The 21,366-nt window shown below is 62.7% G+C and carries 19 protein-coding genes, 1 pseudogene and 1 riboswitch; of the genes and pseudogenes, 5 read left to right on the forward strand and 15 right to left on the reverse strand.

From position 1 onward, the window contains the following. Positions 1-105: 105 nt before the first annotated feature. The 7 genes from RLCC275e_RS11960 to RLCC275e_RS11990 form a co-directional block, all read right to left on the reverse strand. Entirely contained in the window at positions 106-306 is a 201-nt protein-coding gene (locus RLCC275e_RS11960; protein ID WP_003540491.1) for an ECs_2282 family putative zinc-binding protein, read from the reverse strand. A gap of 89 nt (positions 307-395) precedes the next feature. After that, positions 396-1,376: an adenosylcobinamide-phosphate synthase CbiB gene (cbiB, locus tag RLCC275e_RS11965; protein WP_130707702.1), complete on the reverse strand. Its 981-nt coding sequence runs from the start codon at positions 1,374-1,376 to the stop codon at positions 396-398. Next, a complete protein-coding gene (gene cobD / locus RLCC275e_RS11970) occupies positions 1,373-2,416 on the reverse strand; it encodes a threonine-phosphate decarboxylase CobD (RefSeq protein WP_033182239.1) in 1,044 nt (347 codons plus the stop codon). The genes cbiB and cobD overlap by 4 nt, the downstream gene beginning before the upstream one ends. After that, the gene (locus RLCC275e_RS11975) at positions 2,413-3,720 is read right to left on the reverse strand and encodes a cobyrinic acid a,c-diamide synthase CobB (RefSeq protein WP_033182238.1); all 1,308 of its coding nucleotides are present in this window, start codon (positions 3,718-3,720) and stop codon (positions 2,413-2,415) included. The genes cobD and RLCC275e_RS11975 overlap by 4 nt, the downstream gene beginning before the upstream one ends. Beyond that, the gene (cobA, locus tag RLCC275e_RS11980) at positions 3,717-4,556 is read right to left on the reverse strand and encodes a uroporphyrinogen-III C-methyltransferase (RefSeq protein ID WP_033182237.1); all 840 of its coding nucleotides are present in this window, start codon (positions 4,554-4,556) and stop codon (positions 3,717-3,719) included. The genes RLCC275e_RS11975 and cobA overlap by 4 nt, the downstream gene beginning before the upstream one ends. 188 nt (positions 4,557-4,744) lie before the next feature. Then, positions 4,745-5,698: a nucleoside hydrolase gene (locus RLCC275e_RS11985; protein ID WP_033182236.1), complete on the reverse strand. Its 954-nt coding sequence runs from the start codon at positions 5,696-5,698 to the stop codon at positions 4,745-4,747. A gap of 70 nt (positions 5,699-5,768) precedes the next feature. Next, positions 5,769-6,188, reverse strand: coding sequence for a cobalamin biosynthesis protein (locus RLCC275e_RS11990; protein ID WP_033182445.1), 420 nt, complete (start codon positions 6,186-6,188; stop codon positions 5,769-5,771). A gap of 100 nt (positions 6,189-6,288) precedes the next feature. Between RLCC275e_RS11990 and RLCC275e_RS11995 the strand changes: the two genes are divergently transcribed. From RLCC275e_RS11995 to RLCC275e_RS12005, 3 genes are all read left to right on the forward strand, one after another. Continuing rightward, on the forward strand, positions 6,289-7,074 hold the full coding sequence (locus tag RLCC275e_RS11995; RefSeq protein WP_033182235.1) for a TSUP family transporter: 786 nt from the start codon (positions 6,289-6,291) through the stop codon (positions 7,072-7,074). Positions 7,075-7,137: 63 nt separating this feature from the next. Next, a complete protein-coding gene (locus tag RLCC275e_RS12000) occupies positions 7,138-7,551 on the forward strand; it encodes a nuclear transport factor 2 family protein (RefSeq protein WP_171816948.1) in 414 nt (137 codons plus the stop codon). Beyond that, complete coding sequence (locus tag RLCC275e_RS12005) at positions 7,551-8,345, forward strand: helix-turn-helix domain-containing protein (RefSeq protein ID WP_033182233.1); 795 nt, start codon at positions 7,551-7,553, stop codon at positions 8,343-8,345. The genes RLCC275e_RS12000 and RLCC275e_RS12005 overlap by 1 nt, the downstream gene beginning before the upstream one ends. A 5-nt stretch (positions 8,346-8,350) precedes the next feature. Here RLCC275e_RS12005 and cobO read toward each other — a convergent pair whose 3' ends face one another. Genes cobO through cobU form a run of 4 tightly spaced genes read right to left on the reverse strand, consistent with a single transcriptional unit; the run spans position 8,351 to position 14,767 of the window. Beyond that, on the reverse strand, positions 8,351-9,001 hold the full coding sequence (gene cobO / locus RLCC275e_RS12010; protein WP_003560162.1) for a cob(I)yrinic acid a,c-diamide adenosyltransferase: 651 nt from the start codon (positions 8,999-9,001) through the stop codon (positions 8,351-8,353). A 4-nt stretch (positions 9,002-9,005) separates the two neighbouring features. Beyond that, on the reverse strand, positions 9,006-13,199 hold the full coding sequence (cobN, locus tag RLCC275e_RS12015) for a cobaltochelatase subunit CobN (protein ID WP_033182232.1): 4,194 nt from the start codon (positions 13,197-13,199) through the stop codon (positions 9,006-9,008). Positions 13,200-13,203: 4 nt separating this feature from the next. After that, positions 13,204-14,253 carry a cobalamin biosynthesis protein CobW gene (cobW, locus tag RLCC275e_RS12020; RefSeq protein ID WP_033182231.1) on the reverse strand — a complete coding sequence of 350 codons (1,050 nt, stop codon included), beginning with the start codon at positions 14,251-14,253 and terminating at the stop codon, positions 13,204-13,206. A 4-nt stretch (positions 14,254-14,257) separates the two neighbouring features. Then, positions 14,258-14,767, reverse strand: a complete 510-nt coding sequence (cobU, locus tag RLCC275e_RS12025) for a bifunctional adenosylcobinamide kinase/adenosylcobinamide-phosphate guanylyltransferase (protein ID WP_033182230.1) — start codon at positions 14,765-14,767, stop codon at positions 14,258-14,260. A gap of 227 nt (positions 14,768-14,994) precedes the next feature. Further along, positions 14,995-15,389: riboswitch (cobalamin riboswitch) on the reverse strand. Positions 15,390-15,643: 254 nt separating this feature from the next. Here cobU and RLCC275e_RS12030 point away from each other — a divergent pair. After that, positions 15,644-17,434, forward strand: coding sequence for a chloride channel protein (locus tag RLCC275e_RS12030; RefSeq protein ID WP_033182229.1), 1,791 nt, complete (start codon positions 15,644-15,646; stop codon positions 17,432-17,434). Positions 17,435-17,463: 29 nt separating this feature from the next. On the opposite strand, the pseudogene RLCC275e_RS12035 reads toward RLCC275e_RS12030, so the two are convergent. The 4 genes and pseudogenes from RLCC275e_RS12035 to RLCC275e_RS12050 form a co-directional block, all read right to left on the reverse strand. Continuing rightward, positions 17,464-18,761, reverse strand: a pseudogene (locus tag RLCC275e_RS12035) (adenylate/guanylate cyclase domain-containing protein). A 103-nt stretch (positions 18,762-18,864) separates the two neighbouring features. After that, a complete protein-coding gene (locus RLCC275e_RS12040; protein WP_033182444.1) occupies positions 18,865-19,086 on the reverse strand; it encodes a DUF1127 domain-containing protein in 222 nt (73 codons plus the stop codon). An 89-nt stretch (positions 19,087-19,175) separates the two neighbouring features. Next, positions 19,176-19,448 carry a DUF4242 domain-containing protein gene (locus tag RLCC275e_RS12045; protein ID WP_003560176.1) on the reverse strand — a complete coding sequence of 91 codons (273 nt, stop codon included), beginning with the start codon at positions 19,446-19,448 and terminating at the stop codon, positions 19,176-19,178. Positions 19,449-19,490: 42 nt separating this feature from the next. Then, positions 19,491-19,976 (reverse strand): hypothetical protein, encoded by a 486-nt coding sequence (locus RLCC275e_RS12050; protein ID WP_033182227.1) that lies wholly within the window; start codon positions 19,974-19,976, stop codon positions 19,491-19,493. A 186-nt stretch (positions 19,977-20,162) separates the two neighbouring features. On the opposite strand from RLCC275e_RS12050, the gene RLCC275e_RS12055 reads away from it, so the two are divergent. Continuing rightward, positions 20,163-21,296, forward strand: coding sequence for a helix-turn-helix transcriptional regulator (locus RLCC275e_RS12055; protein ID WP_033182226.1), 1,134 nt, complete (start codon positions 20,163-20,165; stop codon positions 21,294-21,296). Positions 21,297-21,366 lie beyond the last annotated feature (70 nt).

Raw genomic sequence — 21,366 nt, forward strand, 5'->3', positions numbered from 1 at the left:
CGCCCTCACGAAAGAGAGACTACGGCAATACTTATTATATTGCTTTAATCCGAATGGTAATCACAATTTTAACGGCGCATGGCAGCAAGCGGGTGCGCCGCAGGCTTACTGAAGCTTGCGCTTCGCCCCAGCCTGATTGAGTCCTTGGTAGGCCTTGTTCATCTTCTCGCGGATCGAGGCCATGGTCCCGAGATTATGGCCGCAGGCGGCACAGGTGATGATGTCGGTCTCCCGGATCTCGGGACGCTCGAACTTCATCTTGGTGCTCTTGCACTTCGGGCACGGTAATTCAACCTGAACTGTCATCGCTCTGCTTCCGGTCTGATGGAGATATGAGGCGGTCGGAATAAACGTTTGAGCTTGGCCTGTCCACTGGGGGCATGCACGGCACGACCCTACAGAAAACACAAAAACAGCCCGAACGTAACACCGGCGAGCACCATGCAGCTGGCATAAAATACCGATACGCCGTCCTCGATGTCGCCTGAGGTCGCCACGTCGCGGCCGGTGTCGTTGATCATCGGTTCAGGCACGATGACGCCGCCATAGATGCGCGGCCCGGCGAGCTGGACGTTCAGCGCGCCCGCCATGGCTGCCTCCGGCCGGCCGGAATTCGGCGAGCGGTGCAGGGCCCCGTCGCGCATCGCCACGCGGATCGCCTCACGGCCGGCGCTTGTTCCCCGCCGGATCCAGGCGCCGGCGGCAATCAGCAGGATGGAGAGGCGCGCGGCCGGCCAGTTGGCAACATCGTCGAGCCGGGCGGCGGCCCAGCCGAAGTCGATATATTTTTCCGACTTATGGCCGATCATCGAATCCGCCGTGTTCAGCATCTTGTAGGCGAAGAGCCCTGGCAGGCCGAAGACGGCATACCAGAGCGCCGGCGCCACGACGCCGTCGGAGAAATTCTCGGCAAGGCTTTCGATCGCCGCGCGGCAGACGGCCGGCTCGTCCAGCGTCTCGGGATCACGTCCGACGATGCGGGAAACGGCAGCTCGCCCGCCGGCAAGGCCCTCTTCGCGCAGCGCAGCGGCGACGGCCGCGACGTGATCGGCAAGGCTCTTCTGCGCCAGGAAGATCGCCACCAGCCCGGTCTCCAGCAAGATGCCGACAAGGCCGAACAACGCGAAGAACCGGTTGAACACGAAGCCTGCGGCCACCGCCAAAAGAAGCAGCGCCAGGATGGCGGCGATACCGTTCATTCGGCGTTGCGAGCCCGTGAGGCTTGCTGGGTTGAGCTGCCGGTCGGCATAGGATATCGCCGCGCCAAAGACGACGACGGGATGCGGCATCCGCGACCACAGCCATTGCGGATCGCCGGCGATCCGGTCGAGCAGCAGCGCCAGAAGCAGTACGAGAAGGTTTTCGTCGATCGTCATCGTTCAAATCTCTGAAGGGCTTCGCCAAGCCGCCTGTCTGCTGCCGGATCGGGCGGCAGCCCGAAACGCAGCCACTCCGGCGCATAGTCGAACTTGCGGACGAGAATATGATGGCGGCAGAGATGTGTGTAAATGTCGTCGGCTCTCGCATCGGCGACAAGGGTGAAGAGCGCCGTCCCTCCTGAAATCTGCAACCCGGCGCCCTTCAGCGCCCCATGCAGGCCGGCGCAGCGTTCATTGATGCGGCCGGGAATCGGAGAAATGTCCGAGCGCAGCAGAGAACCTGCGATCGAAAGAGCCGGGCCGGAGACCGCCCAGGGGCCGAGCCAGTCTTCGAAACGCGTGAGAATATCGCTGCGCGCAATCGCAAAACCGAGCCGCAGGCCGGCAAGCCCGAAGAACTTGCCGAAGGAGCGGAAGATGATGAGGTTGGAAAGTTGCGACGCACGGGATGCAAGGCTGAGCGCCGGATCGGTATCGCCAAAGGCTTCGTCGACGACGAGAAGTCCGTCCGCTGCCTTCATCCTGTCGTGCAGGGCAATCAGCGTTTCGGCCGGCCATATCAACCCATCAGGATTGTTCGGATTGACGACGACAGCCAGCCGATGCCCGGCTCCGACCGCGGCAAGATCGTCGACCGCATCGACGGCAAAACCGGCCGAGACGAAGGCGCGCGCATACTCGCCATAGGTCGGCGTTACCACGGCAACCCTGTTGTCCGTCACGGCAACCCTGTTGTCCGTGCCGCCAACCAGCCTACCCGCATCGACGAGACGCGGCAGAAGCTGGATGACCGACTGCGTACCTGGCACCGGCAGCGGCAGAATCTCGCCGCTGCGGTAATGATCCCGCGCCGCACGTCTTGCCTCATCGATGAGATGCCGGTCCGGCAAGCGATGCCAAGCTCTTGCCGGAATGTCAGGCAGTGCGACGGGGCACGGATTGATGCCCGTGGAAAGATCGAGCCAATCTTCCGGGCTACCGCCGAAGGCAGCGGCAGCCGCAGTGATGCCGCCGCCGTGGACAATCGGTGCGCTCATGCGGCGGCTCCGGCAAGATCGATCAGATGCATGTAGGAGCCTGCCACCTGGTCGCGCCTGAGACCGGCGGCACCCAGGTCGGTTCCGAGCGCATCCTGCACCTGAAAAAGCCGCTTGCCCTCGCCCTCGGAGACGACGCTGGAATAGTGGAATTCATGGGCCGTCATCATCCGTGCAAAGAAGGCGCCGTCGAGGGGCACAACACGGCGATAGCCGAGATGACGCTTTCGCTCGGCATAGCTGGTGACGACGGGCAGCAGGCCGAGCATTTCGTGGCGATGCCCCTCCGCATCGATCAGGCCCTCGCCAAGCACCATGTAGCCGCCGCATTCGCCATAGATCCGGATGTCGCGCGCTGCCGCATCGAGCATGCCGGCGCGGAAATTCTGCGCCTCTGCCAGCCGCCCGGCATGCAGCTCGGGATAACCACCGGGCAGATAGATCGCATCGGCATCACCAGCCGGCGCCTCGTCGGCGAGCGGCGAGAAAAAGGAAATCGCAGCACCCCGGCGGCGCCAGCCGAGCAGCATATGCTCGTAGGAAAAGGCAAAGGCGACATCGCGCGCCACGGCGATGCGGGCACCCAACGGCGGCAACCGGTCGATATTGGCGGCCGACGGCCGGTTGAGCCCCTGCTTGGCGATTCGCAGCAGGAATTCAAAATTACATTCCTCGGAGACGGCATCCGCCGCATGGTCGATGAAATTGTCGAGGGTCGCGTGTTCGCCGGCCTGGACGAGGCCGAGATGGCGTTCCGGCAGGGAAAGCGCCATGTCGCTGCCGATGACGGCGATGACAGGCATGCGGATAGCTTCGAGCGCCTGCCGCAGCATCGCCTCGTGCCGGTCACTGCCGACCCTATTAAGGATGACGCCGGCAACCCGCACATCGGCACGGAAACCGGCAAAACCCGAAACCAGCGCCGCCACCGACTGCGACATGCGCGAGGCATCGACGACCAACACCACGGAAAGCCCAAGCTGAGCCGCCAGATCGGCCGCCGTTCCTCTTCCGTCAGCCGCCCCGTCGAAAAGCCCCATCATCGCCTCGATGACGAGGATGCGGTCGCCGGAACGGTGAAGGGCGGCATTGGCCGAGATCAGCTCCGGGCGCATCGCCCAGGGATCGAAATTCAGACAGAGCGTGCCGCTCGCTGCCGCATGAAAGGCGGGATCGATATAGTCGGGGCCGGCCTTGCCGGGCGCAACCGCGATGCCGCGCCGGCGAAGCGCTCGGAGCAGCCCGAGCGTCACCGTCGTCTTGCCGGCGCCGGAGGAAGGAGCTGCGATCAGGAGGCCGCTCATGCCCGCACCTTGCCGGACCGGCGGAATGGATCGGGTTGCAGGCGCCGCCCCGCGAGCGCACCGAGCCAGTCGAGCGAGGCTCGGAGCCGGACCACCTCACCGACGACGACCACCGCCGGCGGCTCCAGCCCGGAGACAGCGACGGCCTCGGTCGCCTCCCCGAGCGTCGTTTCCAGCACCTGCTGCCGGCCAGTGGCGGCATTGCAGACGAAGGCGACGGGTTCCGACGGCAGTCGGCCTGCGGCAATCAGCCGGGTGCTGATCTCGGCGATATGCTTCATCGCCATGTACATGACGATGACGGGCGAGCCCCGGCCGATCGCCTCCCAGTTGATCCTGTCGGGCACGATGCCGGACGAATCATGGCCGGTGAGGAAGGTCACTGCATGGTTGATGTCGCGATGCGTCACCGGAATGCCGGCATAGGCGAGCCCGCCGATGCCAGCGGTGATGCCGGGCACGATGCGGAAGGGGATGTTGTGCTCAACCAGCGTCAACGCCTCCTCGCCGCCGCGTCCGAAAACGAAGGGATCGCCGCCCTTCAGCCGCAGGACCCGCTTGCCGGCGCGCGCCAGCTCCACCAGCCGCAGCGAGATGTCGCGCTGCTTCGCCGAAGGCTTGCCGCCGCGTTTGCCGGCATATTCCACCAGCGTTTCCGGCCGCGCCAGCGCCAGGCATTCCTCGTTGACCAGCGCGTCGTGAACGATGACATCGGCCTCGGAAAGTCCCTTGGCGGCGAGCAGCGTCAGCAAGCCTGGATCACCGGGGCCGGCCCCAACGAGCCAGACACTGCCCGGCTCCAGAACCGGAAGATGTGAGAATGCGGCATCGATCATCCTGCTGATCTAGGCCCCGCAAAGGGCAAGGTCAACGCCGCGCCCATCACCTCACTTGAAGTTGCTGAGATTGATATGACTCACTTTGCGAAGAGGCGGATTCTAATTCTCAAAAAACCCGCACAACAATATGAATATATTATCATATATCGAGAAATCCGGCGCGATGCCGCCGGCTTTCCCATCCCTCAGGCTGCAAGCAGCGTGCTGCGGATGAGGTCGAGGACCTTCTCCGATTCAATGCCGGTGCAGACGACTTGGCTCGGCAGACCATCCCAAGCGCCGTCAGGCGGAAAACGCCGGGCGTCCGGCCTGACGATCGTCTGACCGTCGGCGATGCCGCCGCAGACGACGCGCACCGCACCCGATATCGACGAGAACAGCTCCGGCACCACGACATAGACGCAGGCGCAGCTGTCATGCACCATCATGCCGTCTTCAACCGCGTGCTTGTAGAAATCGATGTAGGACTGCGAGAGTGCGTCGAGCTGCTTGACCGCCTTGTCGCCCCTAGCCGCCATATCGCCGAGATAGCTGCGGCTCATCGTGGTGATCGCGGTGACGTCGAGGCCGATGACGGCCACCTTCCAGGGCGCGGTCATGACGATGTCGGCAGCCTCAGGATCACCGTGGATATTGGCCTCGGCGACGGGCGAGACATTGCCCGGCACATAAAAATTGCCGCCCATGATGACGACGTCCTTGGCCAGCGTCGCAATCTCGGGATCTTCCTTCAGCGCCAGCGCCAGATTGGTCATTCGGCCAACGGCGACGAGTCGCACTTCGCCCGGATGAGCGCGCACCGTGTCGATGATAAAGCGATGCGCCGGGCGCGGATCGAGCGGCAGGTCGATCGTCTCAGGCACATCGATATCGCCGAGGCCGTTCTCGCCATGCACCATCGCCGGCCACGGCCGTTCCGCGCGCGCGGAATCGATGGTGACGCTGGCGCCTTTGGAAACGGGTGCCGCAATATTCCATTCGCGCTTGAGGAAGAGCGCATTGCGCGTCGTCGTCTCGACCGAGGCGTTGCCGAAGACCGTGGTGATGCCGAGAAGGTCGATTTCGGGATGACGATGCAGAAACAGAAGCGCCATGGCGTCGTCGACGCCAGGGTCAGTGTCATAGATGACCTTGTGCATGAGATATCCTCTAGATGTGAACCGTGAAGCTGCCGGACGGCGCCGCGCGTTGCGGCCAGCATAACGTCCGTCAGGCTTTCTGCAACCCGCAGCGGGCCACGGCCGCCGTCGCATGTGCAGATTTGATCTTGGCGACAGCAAGCTCGGCATCCGGCCCCGCAGCCGCCAGCGCAGCTGCCTCGGAGACTCCATGGCAGCCGACGCGGGCAAAGACGATCGCAGAAGGATTCGCCAGTCGCGACGTCTCCTCCTCGAGCCGCAGCGCGCCGAAAAACACGGCAGGCACGGAAAAATGCGCGGCAACGGCAAGGATCGCAGGCTCCAGTCTTCGGCTGTCGATCGAGGCAATGGCTGTGAGTTCCGCCACGCTTATAGTGGCTGCGTCGAGCGCTTCGATCGCAAGCGCCAGCATCTCGGCAGGCGGCGTGCCGCGCTCGCAGCCGAGCCCGAGCACGTGGCGCCTCGCCGTATCGAAAGAGATATCGCTCATGGAAACCGTCAAATACGCCCTGCCCATGTCTTTGCAGCCATTGCAGCTTGGGGCGGCAAATGCAACAAGGCCGTCCGAAATCCCTGTCCGGAAAACCACCTTGCCCGATATCGCCTTCCATCTGCTTCTGCTGCTCTGCGCCGTGGCATTCTTTGCCGGGTTGGTCGATTCCATTGCCGGCGGCGGCGGCCTCATCACCGTCCCCATCATGCTGATCGCGGGCATTCCGCCGCTCCAGACCCTCGGCACCAACAAGGTGCAGTCCCTCTTCGGCGCGGCGTCGGCCACGATCGCCTATGCCCGCAAGGGCCATGTGCAGCTTGCGGAACAATTGCCGATGGCGCTGATGGCTGTCATGGGCGGTTCGCTCGGCGCGGCACTCGCCACGATCGTTCCAGGCCAGGTGTTGCAGGCCATCATGCCGGTGCTTCTGATGACGATCGCCATCTTCTTCGCCGTCAAGCCGAACCTCAACGACCTCGACACCCACCGCCGCATGACCCCCTTTACCTTCGGCCTGACGCTGGTGCCTGTCATCGGCTTCTATGACGGCGTCTTCGGCCCGGGCACGGGCTCCTTCTTCATGCTGGCCTTCGTCACGCTCGCCGGCTTCGGCATGCTGAAGGCGACGGCCCACACCAAGCTTCTCAATCTCGGCTCGAATTTCGGCGCGCTGATCGTCTTCGCAAGCTTCGGCGCGATACTCTGGAAGATCGGCCTGCTGATGGGTGCTTGCCAGTTCCTCGGCGCGCAGCTGGGCTCGCGGCTGGCCATGCGCATCGGCGCAAAGCTCATCAAGCCGCTGCTCGTGATCGTCTGCGTGGCCCTTGCGGTAAAGCTGCTCGCCGACCCGGCAAATCCTCTGCGTGTCTGGCTCGGTGTCTGACAGGACCCCTCGACCATATTCCATTACCTCTGGCGTAATTGATAAGATGCATCGCCTTCCCGCATGATCGGACTGCCTGGAACTGATGGGCGATCAAAAGGAGATGACCCGATGAACGACGCAAACACCAACGCAGAGCGCTATCTCGCCATCTGGAATGAGACGGATGCCGCTCGCCGTCGCGCTCTCATCGCCGAGAGCTGGAGCAAAGCCGCCACCTATATCGACCCGCTGATGCGCGGCGAAGGCCATGAGCAGATCAATTCCCTGGTCGAGGCGGTGCAAAGCCGCTTCCCAGGCTTCCGCTTCGCCCTGATCGGCGCGGCCGACGGCTACGGCGACAACCTGCGCTTCTCCTGGGGCCTCGGCCCGGAAAACGGCGATGCGCTGATCAAGGGCACGGATTTCGCCGAACTCGAAGGCGGCAAGCTGAAATCCGTCCGCGGTTTCATAGATTTCCTGCCGGAAGCCGCCTGATGACGCCGACCGCCCGCTCCCTTGGAGACCATCTGCGCGAATGGCGCCAGCGCCGCCGCATGAGCCAGCTCAACCTCGCGCTGGAGGCGGAGATCTCGCAGCGGCATCTGAGCTTCATCGAGAGCGGGCGCTCGACACCGAGCCGCGACATGCTGCTGCATCTTGCCGAACGGCTCGACGTACCCCTTCGCGATCGGAACCCGCTGCTGCTCGCGGCGGGTTTCGCTCCTGTTTTTGCCGAACGCGCACTCGACGATCCCGCATTGGAACCGGCTCGTCGCGCCATCGACATGGTGTTGAAAGGGCACGAGCCCTTCCCAGCAATCGCTGTCGACCGCCATTGGACACTCATCGCGGCCAATGCGGCCCTCGCTCCGCTGCTCTCAGCCGTTTCCGACCAGTCTCTGCTCACGCCACCCGTCAACGTACTGCGCCTCAGCCTGCATCCACAAGGATTGGCGCCTCATATCAAAAACCTTTCCGAGTGGCGCGCCCACCTTATCGGCAGGCTGCGCCAGCAGTTCTCGGCTTCGGGCGATCCAATGTTGGACAAGCTTTTGAAGGAGTTGCTGTCCTATCCAGCGCCTAAAACTGCTGGCGAGGTCCATACCGACTATGCCGGCATCGCCGTTCCCCTTCAGCTTTCAACCAAGGCCGGCTTGCTTTCCCTGATCTCGACAACGACTGTCTTCGGCACGCCCGTCGAAATCACTTTGTCGGAACTCGCGGTCGAATCCTTCTTCCCGGCGGATGAGGAAACGGCTGCCATCCTGCGCAGCCTCGCGCTCAACTGACCGCCTCAGAACTCCACGCCCGGTTGACCCTTGATGCCGGAGCGGAAGGGGTGTTTGACGAGTTCCATCTCGGTCACCAGATCGGCGATTTCGATCAATTCTTCCTTGGCGTTGCGCCCCGTCAGCACGACATGCGTCATATGGGGCTTCTCGCTCTTCAGAAAGGCGACGACTTCGTTGATGTCGAGATAGTCGTAACGCAACGCGATATTGATCTCGTCGAGCAGCACCATGGAATTGCGCTCGTCGCGGATCAGTTCCTTGGCCTTTTCCCAAGCGGCCGCCGCTGCGGCGACATCGCGGGCGCGGTCCTGCGTTTCCCAGGTGAATCCCTCGCCCATCGTGTGGAACTGGCAGAGATCGGAGAAATGCTTCTCGATCAGGTCTCGCTCGCCGGTCCACATCGCGCCCTTGATGAACTGCACGACGGCAGACGGCTTGCCATGGGCGATGTGGCGGAAGATCATCCCAAAGGCAGACGACGACTTGCCCTTGCCCTTGCCGGTATGGACGATGATCAGCCCCTTGCCATCCGTCTTGGTGGCCATGATCTTGTCGCGCGCGGCCTTCTTTTTCGCCATCTTCTCGGCGTGGCGCGCATCGTCCTTGCCGCTCCCGGCTTCTCCGATCTCGGCGTTCGTGGTCTCGTCGCTCATTGGTTCACCTCATTCTGTTGTTTGCAGCCAGGTCGAACCGGGCCGAATTGCTGCGCGGCGTCCAGAGGCTGCGCTCGATCGCTTCGCACAGACGCTCTCTCATCTCGTCGAATGCCGCCGGGTTCTTCTCGATCATGAAATCGCGCACGGCGGGATCGGCGACGAAGGCCTGGTAGACGGCCTCGAAGTGATGTTCGCCGACCGCCCCTGTCGTCGCCGAAAAGGCAAAGAGATAGTCGACGGTGGCGGCGATCTCGGCCGCCCCCTTATAGCCGTGGCGCATGACGCCTGCGATCCATTTCGGATTGACGACGCGACCTCGCACGACGCGGCCGATCTCCTCCTCCAGCGAGCGGATCACCGGCCGCTCCGGCCTGGAATGGTCGTTGTGATAGATCGAAGGCCGTGCGCCGGTGAGCTGTTCTGCGGCGGCGGCCATGCCGCCCTCGAACTGGTAATAATCGTCGCTGTCGAGCAGGTCGTGCTCACGATTGTCCTGGTTCTGAATGACGGCTTGCACCGAGCGCAGCCGTTCTTCGAACAGGCCGCGTTCGGCCTTGCCCTCCTCACCGGCGCCATAGGCATAGCTGCCCCAAACGAGATAGGCCTCGGCGAGATCGGCGCGCCGTTCCCAACCCTTCTCGTCGATCAGCGCCTGCAATCCGGCGCCGTAAGCGCCGGGTTTCGAGCCGAACACACGGTAGCCTGCCCGCCGTTTAGCCGACACCTCGTCGAGGCCGGCGGCCGCAAGCCTAGCCGCCTCGCCGCGCATCCGCACAGCGATGGGATTGTCGTCGGCATCCTCCTCCAGCGCGCCGACGGCGCGGATCGCCTTGTCGAACAGCGCGATCTGCTCGGGAAAAGCATCGCGAAAGAAGCCGGAGATCCTGAGCGTCACGTCGACGCGCGGCCGTCGCAACATCGCCGGCGCAATGATCTCGTAGCCGGTGACGCGTCGTGAACTCATGTCCCAGAGCGGCTTGACGCCGATCAGCGCCAGCGCCTGGGCGATATCGTCGCCGCCGGTGCGCATGTTCGACGTGCCCCACGCCGTCAGCCCGAAGGAGACAGGCCATTCGCCGTGATCCTGCACATAGCGGCGTACCAGCAACTCCGCCGATTTCTTGCCAAGCTCGTAGGCCGCCGGGGTCGGCACGGCGCGGCTGTCGACCGAGTAGAAATTGCGACCCGTCGGCAGCACATCAGGCCGCCCGCGCGTCGGCGCGCCCGAGGGTCCGGGCGCCACGAACCGGCCGTCGAGCCCTTTGAGCAGGCCGGCGATTTCGGCCGGGCCGCAGGCGAGAATGGAAGGTTTGAGGCGGGTTTCGATCTCGGAGAGTACCAACCCGGTTTGAGACCAGAGGGCCGGGCACTCTATCTCGCCGGAGACGAACTTTGAGGCGAGCAGTTCGATACGCTCGACGGTGTCTCCGTTGGTTCGCCATGGGGCGTCAAGAATATCTGCGAGGATATCTGGACGTGGGCCGGTCCAGGGAGCGGCCATTTCGGTGTTGAGAGGGTCGAAGATGGAGGCACCCCCCTCTGCCCTGCCGGACATCTCCCCCACAAGGGCGGAGATCGGCAAGTCTCTTGGGTTTCCCGAAAAAGAACCGTTTGAAGATGCCGCACCTTCGACACATGAGATTAAGCGAGGCCTCTCATCCCCGATCTCCCCCCTTGTGGGGGAGATGTCTGGCAGGGCAGAGGGGGGTATCCCCCGCATGCCGCCGCCCAAGCCCGCATCCGCCGCAATCGCCCGCTGCAAACTCGCATCCCCACCCTCACCCAGCCCACGCGGCACCCGCGCCAGCGCTACGGTCAGGTCGGTCAGCAGCCGCCCCTCGGGCGACACACCGAAGACATGCAGCCCGTCGCGGATCTGCATTTCCTTGAGGTCGCAGAGATAGGCGTCGAGCTTCTTCAGCGCCTCGCCTTCGCTTTCGCCCTTGGCAATCCCGGCATCCCGGTCGAGGCCGATATCGGCAACGAGCTCGAGGATCTGCCGGCTGAGCAGACGAATGCGGCGGGGATCGCCGCCCGACGCCTCGTAATATTCGTCGACCAGCGCCTCCAGATCCTTCAGCGGCCCATAGCTTTCTGCTCGCGTCAGAGGCGGCGTCAGGTGGTCGATGATGACGGCCGCACTTCGGCGCTTGGCCTGCGTGCCCTCACCCGGATCGTTGACGATGAAAGGATAGAGATGCGGCAGCGGCCCCAGGATCGCCTCGGGATAACAGCTTTCAGACAGCGCCAGCGCCTTGCCGGGCAGCCATTCGAGATTGCCATGCTTGCCCATATGGATGACGGCATGAGCGCCGAATTTCACGCGCAGGAAAGCATAGAAGGCGAGATAACCGTGCGGCGGCACGAGATCCGGCGAATGGTAGCTCTCCTTCGGATCGATATTGAAGCCGCGCGCCGGCTGGATGCCGACGAGGACCTCGCCGAAACGGGCGAAAGGCAGGGCGAAGATGCCTTCGCGAAAATACGGATCATCTTCGGGATCGCCCCAGCGGGCTCTCACCTCATCCTGAATCTTGTTGGGAAGAGATTCCAGGAAGCTGTTGTACAGACTCAGGGAAAGCGTCTCGCGGATGATCTTTCCCTCGGAACCGGAATTGGTCGGCCCTTCCATCAGATGGCGGATCAGCGCATCGCCGTCGGCGGGAATCTCGGCGACCGGATACTCCGCCGATCGCATGGCGCGAAGCACCTCGACGGTGCCTTCAGGCGTATCCAAGCCGACGCCGTTTCCGAGCCGGCCATCGCGGTTCGGATAGTTCGCCATGACGAGCGCGATGCGCCGGTCGCCGGCGGAAGTCTTCCGCAGCCGCGCCCAATTGGCGGCAAGCTCCGCCGTATAGCGCACCCGGCCGGCATCGGCCTGGCTGGCGACGATATTCGTCTCGACCAGCGCATCGTACCGTGCCGCCGTCTTGAAGGAGACCGCCCGCGCCAGCACCCGGCCATCGACTTCAGGCAGTGCCACGTTCATGCCGAGATCGCGCGCCGACAAGCCCTGCGAGGAAGCTGCCCATGCCTCCCTGGACGAGGCCGACAGGATCGCCTGCAGCACGATCGCCTCATTCGCCTCCAGCACCGTCGGCTGCCGGTCCGCACCCGGTGCCGAGACCGCAAAGCCGGTCGTGTTGATGACGACATCGGGTTTCAGCGTCGAAAACACGCTTTCGAGAATGCCTGTGGAAACCGGATCCTTGAGGCTATAGGCAAAGACCGGCAGCGGGCGGAGGCCGAGTGTCATCAGCGCTTCGATCAGAGCTTCGATCGGCCCGGTCTCGCCGCTTTGGACGAGGGCGCGGTAGAAGCTAATGGCGACGATGGGGCGAGATGTGGGTTCGAATTCCACCTCTTCCGTCGAACCTGAGGTACCCCCCTCTGTCCTGCCGGACATCTCCCCCACAAGGGGGGAGATCAGGGATGATAGGTCTCGTTCCATCTCCCCAGCCGAAGGTGCTGCATCTTCAAACGGTTCTTTTATGGGAAGCCCTGGCAACTTGCCAATCTCCCCCCTTGTGGGGGAGATGTCCGGCAGGACAGAGGGGGGTATCTCGATCTCTGCGGATAAGGCGGGCACCACACCCAAAGACACCTCCGCAACAACCCGCAGCCACTCCTCGACCCCGATCAACCCCCGCCCCGGCCACCAAATACCCGCCTTCATCAAAGGCACAGCCGCCGCCGGCTTCTCCGCGCCAGACAACATCGCCTCGGCATAATCGAGAAAGGCCCGCGCATTGGCATCGCCGCCCTCGATCAGATAGGCCCAGAGCGCGTTGAGATCGTCGAGGTCAATATTGGAGAAAGGCACCAGCCCCGCATCAGGCCTGGCGTCACCCGGTAGCACCGCGATCAGCGCACCTGAACGCGCCGCCGCCGCATGCAGCGCTTCCAGCGCGTAGTGGAAATAGCTGGCGCCGCCGAGCGCACGCACGATGATCAGCTTCGCATGCCGCGCCGTGCGCTCGACATAGGTATCAACAGACATCGGATGCTTCAGGCTCATCAGGCTGGCGAGCCGGAGCGAAGGCCCCGCCCCGCGATCGCGATGGGCGGCGGCGATCGCTACAAGCTCGCTGTCGGCCGCCGACAGGAACAGGATATCGCCCGGCGTCTGCCCGAGGTCGATTGCCTCCTCGCCGTCGCTGATCGTTCCCTGCTGGGCCAGAAGCAGATGCATCGGTCTATGCCAGCGCTTCGATCGCTGCCCTCACCGCGCCCTGGTCCATTTCGTGCAGGCCAATGACGACGAGGCGTGTGCCGCGCTTTTCTCCGGCTACCCAGGCGCGGTCGAAATAATGGTCGATGCGGCTGCCGACGGCCTGGAGCTGCAGGCGCATCGGCTTGCCTGAAACGTCGACGAAACCCTTGAGACGCAGCACGTCATGGGCTGATATGATGTCCTTCAGCGCTTCGACGAAGCCGGCGGGATCGGCAATGGGTCCGAGATCGACGACGAAGCTGTCGAATTCATCATGGTCGTGCGGCGCACCGTCTTCATGCTCCAGCTCGTGATGCGACTTGCGATTGGCGACATCGTCCTCCGTGCCGACGCCGAGGCCGAGCAGAATGCCAGCCGACACCTCGCCATTCCGCGCCTCGATCATCACAGGCTTGCGCACCGTGCGGGAGGCGACCTCGTCTCGCACCCTGATAAGGCCCGCAGCATCGATGAGGTCTGTCTTGTTGAGCACGATGAGGTCGGCGCAGGTCAGCTGGTCCTCGAACAGCTCCTCGATCGGGCTCTCGTGATCGAGCGATTCATCCTCGGCGCGGCGCGCATCGACGGCATCATGGTCGTCGGCGAAGCGGCCGGCGGCAACGGCGGCGCTGTCGACCACCGTGATGACGCCGTCGACGGTCACATGGGTGCGGATGTCGGGCCAGTTGAAGGCGGCGACCAGCGGCTGCGGCAGGGCAAGACCAGAAGTCTCGATGACGATATGGTCGGGCCTCTGCTCGCGCTCGAGCAGCTTCGTCATCGTCGGGATGAAATCGTCCGCAACGGTGCAGCAGATGCAGCCATTGGTCAGCTCGATGATGTCGTCCTCGGTGCAATTCTCCGCACCGCAGCCTTTCAGCACGTCGCCGTCAACGCCGAGATCGCCGAATTCATTGATGATGAGCGCAATCTTCTTGCCGCCGGCATTGGTGAGCAGGTTGCGGATCATCGTCGTCTTGCCGGCACCGAGGAAGCCGGTGATGACGGTTGCAGGAATCTTCTGCTGGTTCATGGACTTAACCCTTCATTTTCAGCGACAGGCCTGCCGCGATGAAATAAACTTCGGCGGCCTTCGCCGCGATCGATTGGTGCAAACGGCCGGTATGATCGCGAAAATCCCGCGCCATGCGATTGTCAGGCACGATGCCGAGACCGACCTCATTGGAAACGAAAACGAGCCGCGCTTTCACGGCGGGCAGGAAATCGGCAAGGGCGGCGAATTCCGCCGCCATGTTCCGCTCCTCTATCATCAGATTGGTGACCCAGAGCGTCAGACAGTCGACCAGCACGATGCGGCCCGGTCCGTCGATGGCGGTGAGCTTGCCGACAAGATCGAGTGGCTCCTCATGCGTCGTCCAGGACGGACCGCGATCAGCCTTGTGTTGGGCGATGCGCGCCTGCATCTCCTCGTCCCATGCACGGCCGGTCGCGACATAGTGACGGTCGAGGCCGGTCGCCGTCACGAGGTCTTCGGCGAACCGGGATTTGCCGGAACGTGCGCCGCCGAGGATGAAGGTGGCGGTCATACTCAAACGCCCCTCAGGGAGAGTGCATAGCCGTGGCTTGTTCCGAGTGCACCTTTCTCGGCTACTGAGGGTGTGACACCCCAGCATTCGACATAAGCGGCCGAAAACACTCCTCTTGCAGCGCTACTTGGAGGCGTGGCATGCGCCGCACCAGGCTGCGCCGAATTCAATCGTTGAGCCAAGACAACCTCCGTGCTGGCAACGGGCATAGTGCCCAGGTGTGGGCTTCTCGCCCGGCACGCATGGCAGGTCTCCTGGCTCGCGGTTATCGGCCGCGATCGGGGCGGACCGGAAACCGGTCGCCCTGATCGTGCCAGCGGATCATCCTCGCCTTCCCGGCTGCATCAGTGAAAAGGTGGACGATTCGTAGATTGAGAGGCGTCCGACCCCGGTTGATCACCATGCATATCCAGTGGCTTTTCCGGCATGTCGCCCGTCCCGCCCGCTTGCATGATTGCAAGCCGCCGGCCGGAAGGGCTTAGTGCCGGATGGAAGACCCTGACCGCTCTACAGTCGCGGGGTCGGCTGTGATGAAGGCGCCCGGCTTGGGTCCGCCCCGTCACATTCCCTTTTCATCCGGAAGGGCGTACACCGATCCGGAACCATCCGTTATGTCAGGATGGTCAGTCGACCATCCGTTAGCAGGGATGGTTAGGCAAGCTCAGAGGTGAAGTCAACCAGCGCTGAAGACCGGTCAAAAGCTGGCGAGTTGGGACACTCACGGCAACACGACTAACTCTACCAACATTATCTTCATTTATCAGAGACTTACGTCATAAATATTTATCCCCCGCGCCGGCTTTTCGCCGCAATTAGGTCGCAAGCGGACTGCGCCTTCGCCCTTGACCGGGCCTCTCTCTGCCTAGTTGTCTCACCATGCTTATGAAATTGGATCGGCGCCGTTTCCGCGCGCTGCGTGTTTTCTTCGATCCGGGACGGCTGCGCGCGCTGACCCGCCGCAGCGAGGTCGGCCTGTCGTTGGCGGGCGCGGTCGTCGGTATCACCTCTGGCCTTGCCGTCACCGGCATGAGCTACGTGTCCAACGAACTGCACCAGCTGGTCTTCGGCATCGCCGACAGCGAGCGACTGAGCGGGTCCGAAATTGAGAACAAGATGCTGCTGCTCAGCGCGCCCGTTATCGGCGGCATCCTGCTTGGCCTGCTGCTCTTCGTGCTGGCGAAAAGGCGCAAAAAGCCGATGGTCGACCCGATCGAGGCCAATGCCCTGCATGGCGGCCGTCTGTCCTTGACCGACAGCATCATCGTTGCCGTGCAGAACCTGATTTCCAACGGCTTCGGTGCCTCGGTCGGCCTTGAGGCCGGCTACACCCAGCTTGCTGCCGGCCTCGCCTCGAAATTCGGCCTGAAGCTGCAACTGCGCCGGCCGGATCTGCGCATCCTCGTCGGCTGCGGCGCAGCCGGCGCCATTGCCGCCGCCTTCAACGCGCCGCTGACCGGTGCTTTCTATGCTTTCGAGCTGATCATCGGCACCTATACGATCGTCTCGCTGACGCCTGTCGTCGTCTCCGCCCTTGTCTCCACCCTGATCGCAAGGCTGCTTGCCGGCAGCGATTTCACCATCGATATCGGCAGCTTCGGCTCGGTCGTTCCGGCCGACTATATCCCGGCGCTGCTGCTCGGTGCTTTCTGCGCCGGCGTCGGCATCCTGATCATGCAGGGCGTCGCCTTCATCGAGGAACTGGCACGCAAGAGTGCAATCGCCCCGCCCTTCCGCCCGGCTCTCGGCGGCATCGTCGTCGGCTTGCTGGCGATGATTTCGCCGCAGGTGCTCTCGGCCGGCCACGGCGCACTGCATCTCAACCTCTCCCGCGATGTGGCGATCCCGACGCTGATCGGGCTGTTCCTGTTGAAATCCTTCGCCTCGGCGATCTCCATCGGCTCCGGCTTCAGGGGCGGCCTGTTTTTCGCCTCGCTGTTCATGGGTGCCCTGCTCGGCAAGCTCTTCGCCTATTGCGGCCCCTATTTCGCCGATGCGACGCTGACGCCGGTCATCTATGCCGTGGTCGGCATGAGTTCGCTTGCCGTCGCCGTCATCGGCGGGCCGCTGACCATGACGTTCCTGGCGCTCGAAATCACCGGCGATTTCCCGATCACGGCGCTGGTGCTCGCTGCCGTCATCACCTCGTCGCTCGTCGTGCGCTCTACCTTCGGCTACTCCTTCGCCACCTGGCGCTTTCATCTGCGCGGAGAAAGCATCCGCAGCGCCCACGACGTCGGATGGATCCGCAATCTGACGGTCGACAAGCTGATGCGCGCCGACGTCAAGACCGCAAAGGCGGGCATCACGCTGGAGCAGTTCAAGAAGGCCTTCCCGATCGGCTCGACCCAGCGCGTCATCCTCGTCGAGGAGAGCGACAAATATGCAGGCCTCGTGCTGGTTCCGGAGATCTACGCCAATCCGACCGATGCGCAGGACGAGGGCAAGACGCTTGCCGATTTCATCCGCTATCGCAATGATTTCCTGCAGCCGCAGATGAATGCCAAGCAGGCGGCGGCGATCTTCGACAAGAGCGAAAGCGAAGCACTCGCCGTCGTCAACAACCTGATCGAACGCAAGGTGATCGGCCAGCTCAGCGAAAGCTATACGCTGCGCCGCTACAGCGAAGAACTCGACCGCCGCCGTCGCGAGGTCTCAGGCGAGATCTGATCCGTCGTCGCGCCGATCGGATCTACGCTTCAAGATACGGCGTCGGCGAGCTTGAACACGTTTACCGCTTTCGAAACCCCCCGCAACTCGAAGGACCCCAGACATTCGTTGGCGACGGCGCAGGTGACGGCGAAGCTTTCCGACATCAGAAGGTGATGTCCGAGCGTGCTGCATAGTTTTTCGAGGCGCGAAGCCTCGTTGACGGCGCTGCCGATCACCGTGAAATCAAGCCTGCCGCGTGCGCCTATATTTCCGTAGAAGACCTCGCCGAGATGCAGCACGACATCGACGCCGATGTCAGGACCTCCATCATTCCTCCGCTGACCGTTCAGCACCTTGTTGGCTTCTAGAATATTCCTTGCTGAAGCCAGAGCGGCCATGCAGGCCTTTTGCGGATCTTCAGCATCGGTCGGAAAGATCGCCAGCACGCTATCACCCATGAACTTGAGGATCTCACCCGAATTTTCCTCGACATGCCAGCCGATCAGCTCGAAATGTTCATTCAGAAACCCGGCGATTTCGCCCGGCTGATAAACCTCGGTCAGCGCCGTGAAGTTTCGCAGGTCCGCAAGCAGGATCGCCGCATTGATCGCCCCTCCTTTTCCCCTCTGAATATCGCCTGCGAGGATGCGTGCACTTGTCTTGGCGCCTGTATAGACGGCGAGGATATCCGATGCGGTTCTCGTTGCCGCGATACGATAACAAGCCAGCCCCAGCGCCGGGAAGAGCTTCGCGACGATCGCAAGTTGATCATCAGAAAATCCGCCCGGCCTGTCGCTTGTGAGAGACAGACTGACTCCGCGTAGCGCAGCCTCCTTCGGGAACTCCAGCAGGCTGACCAGGTGATCCGTGCCGCCGCTATGCGCGAATTCCGCAAGCTGCGGGTAGTCATCGACACCCTCACCCTTGGCGATGTTCCAGCGACCTGACGTTTCGCCACGGCCCAAAAGAAAATAGATCGGGGTCTTCTCGAAATTCAGCACTCCCGCAGTGCCATATTCGGCATTCTCGATCGTAGTCGCACCGCCGCGCACGAAATTGGCCGAGACGCCGCCATACATGGGATGAATTGACGGCATTGAAATGCTTCCCCGCCAGATCGGAAAGCCATCCGCGATCAACCGATCGCACAATCCGGCTATCAGCTCGGCTATATGCTCGGCTGTGATTCCATGTTCTATAAGCCACTGAATATGATTGCTAATTTTTAAACCTCCACATGAGCCGCCACAATCTTATGATGGCAAATCGGGCAAATGGGCGGCAATCCGAACCGGGTCGCCACGACATCCAGTGATAGCCCGGCCAAACCGATGTTTCTAGCCATCGAACTCTGCCACCACAACCGCGGGGCAGATGGCAGAGAGATTGATACCGGTATCGACGCATTGCGAGGTTTTACGCCCGATGCGGACGCCCGCCACGAGACGCTAGCGGAACCTGCTCCAGTCTGCATCCTGGGAGGCGACGAAGGGTATTTCGCCCCTCGACAAGGCAATGTCTTTCAGCATGTGATCTGGCAAGGCGCCAAGCCGATTTGCCGCCGATCGCCTGCGCCGCCAGACGACAAGGGCGCGCAGCGGAGAGGTAAGCAGCGCCATCACTTTGCGCAGTCGCAGCTCGACCGCGCCGGATAAGAGCTTCTCGTTCATTGTGATCCCCATGAATTTGCGCGTGCCAATGGCAAGATCGCAACCCGGAGAACCGGCCGGCGACTCGTTCGCCGGCCGGTTCCGACATCCTAGCGCGCCGAATGTGGGCCGATGAGCGTCGTGATCTCCGTCACCCGATCCGCCGGAAAGCCACCCTTTTCCGCGTGCCGATAGACCGCTTCCGCGCTCTCGGCCTCATGAACGCAGTACATCTTGTCCCCGGTCACATAGCTGGTGATCCAGGTATAGGGTTCGCCGAGGGACGCTACGACGGCGTTGGATTTCGCCGAGATCTCGCGCAGAGTTTCCTTGTCCATGTCCCCGAGACCTGGAATGTTTCGTTCGACAACGAATTGCGGCATTGTTTTATCCTTTCATGATGTTTCGAGTGAGCTGGAGCTTCATCAACCGTGCGCATGCCGGCAGCTGACGTCAGGGTTCATGTCGGCGAACGGTCCCTTCGGATTGTTCTTCCATGCCCAGACGTGCAACTCGTAGAAAGCCGGAAGGCCGTAGCGGTTCGGGGCGTTCGGGAAACTGAACAGCTGGCCGCCGAGATTGGCGGGACCTTTGGTCGTGATGTATTCGACAGCGACAAGTTTCATCTTGCCGTGTTCGTCAGGCTCGTACATCACAGCCTCCGGCCTGGAGAGATCAATGGCCTCATCCTTGATGAGGTCGGCACTGACATAGTGGATACCCATCGCACCTCCATCTATGCCGCTGGTGCACGGGATCGGCGAATAGCCTTCCTTGGCGGCCTGGTTGACGTCCCGGAAGCGCGCATTGGCCTCCCGGACCTGTTCCGGCAGGCCGCCGCCGCCGAGCGCTGCAGCCGGAAGAGCTGCCATAATGAGAAGCGCCGCGATCGGCGCTTTTGTCGCTTTCATGAAGATTGCCCTCCAATTTCTGGTTGTCCAAGCCGATTGGATTCCGGCCGGCAGTGCGTTGTAAAAAATCCGCGCGATGAAACATCTCCCGCATGGGGGATGAAATCTTCCGCAAATCCCGGAAATGAAGGCGCCATGGCCGGCGACAATTGACCGGGCTGGCCGGGCTGATGCAGGATTGTGATCATGGAACAGCAGCTGTCGGAAATTATTGGCGCTATTTATGATTGCGTGGCCCGGGAGGATGCCTGGCCAAACGCTCTTCGTCTGATCAATGGTCAGGTGAATGGTTTTCTAACCACGCTTGCCGTCTTCGACACCACCACGCGGTCCGCACGGCTGGCCCAGATCGCCTGCGACGACGGAGAGGCCATCCGCACCCTCGTCGCGCATGCGAAGGACGTCCCGTTCTTCCACCTTCTCCACCGAATGGAGATCGATCAGCCGGATACGCTGGAGCGGATGTTCTCCCTCTATGGACCCGATGGCGAAGCCGTCTGGAAAAGCGGTGCGCTACACCAGAACTTTCATGCCAGGTATGGGGTTCTAAACTCGATCGACATGGCCGTGCTGAAGCGCCCGACCCGTGTCGGGACGATCAACATTTCGGTGCAATACGAACCGAGCGAGCGACGTGTCTTCGACATCGTCGGGCTGCTCGGTCCGCATATCCGCCGTGCCGTGACGATCCACGACATGTTCGAGATGGAGCGCGCCGAAGCCGCCGTCCTCAGGGAGGTCATCGACGCCCTTGATCATGCGGTCTTCATCGTTGCAGAAGACATGACAATCCTCTTCGCCAATGAAGCCGCCGAAGCACGGCTGCGCGAGCAGCACGTGGTCCACTCGCTTTCAGGCCGGCTGGCCGCTCGCTACAGTTATGCAGGCGCCGCCCTTTCCAACGCAGTGGCGCTTGGCGCGCGCGACGAAATCAGTCTCGCAGCCGCTGGGATCGATGTTCCCCTTGCCTCGGCGGAGCGTCCCGCCGTCGCCCACGTTCTGCCGTTGCAGCGGCGCACCGAAAGGGGGCGCTTTGAAAGCCGGGCGGCGGCGGCGATCTTTCTCGCCGCGGCTGGAACGGTGGTCCAGTCGGCCGTCGAAGCCGTTGCCGCCCTTTTTGCCCTCACGCCTGCCGAACGGCGCGTGGTCGGCTACGTGTCCGAAGGTATGACGCGATCCGAGATCGCAAATGCACAGGGCGTTGCCGACGGCACCGTGAAATCGCAACTGGCCGCCATCTACGACAAGACGGGAGCGGAAGACCAGCGCAGCCTGCAGCAGCTCGTACGCGAACTCAGCCCACCTGTCAGGCGCACCTAACAAGTCGACATCAAACTTCGGCCGACTGGCAGCAGACGCGAAAAGGCACGCCGGCGCCACCGCAGCTGCG

Origin of the sequence: Rhizobium brockwellii (assembly GCF_000769405.2) — a bacterium.
Taxonomy (GTDB): domain Bacteria; phylum Pseudomonadota; class Alphaproteobacteria; order Rhizobiales; family Rhizobiaceae; genus Rhizobium; species Rhizobium brockwellii.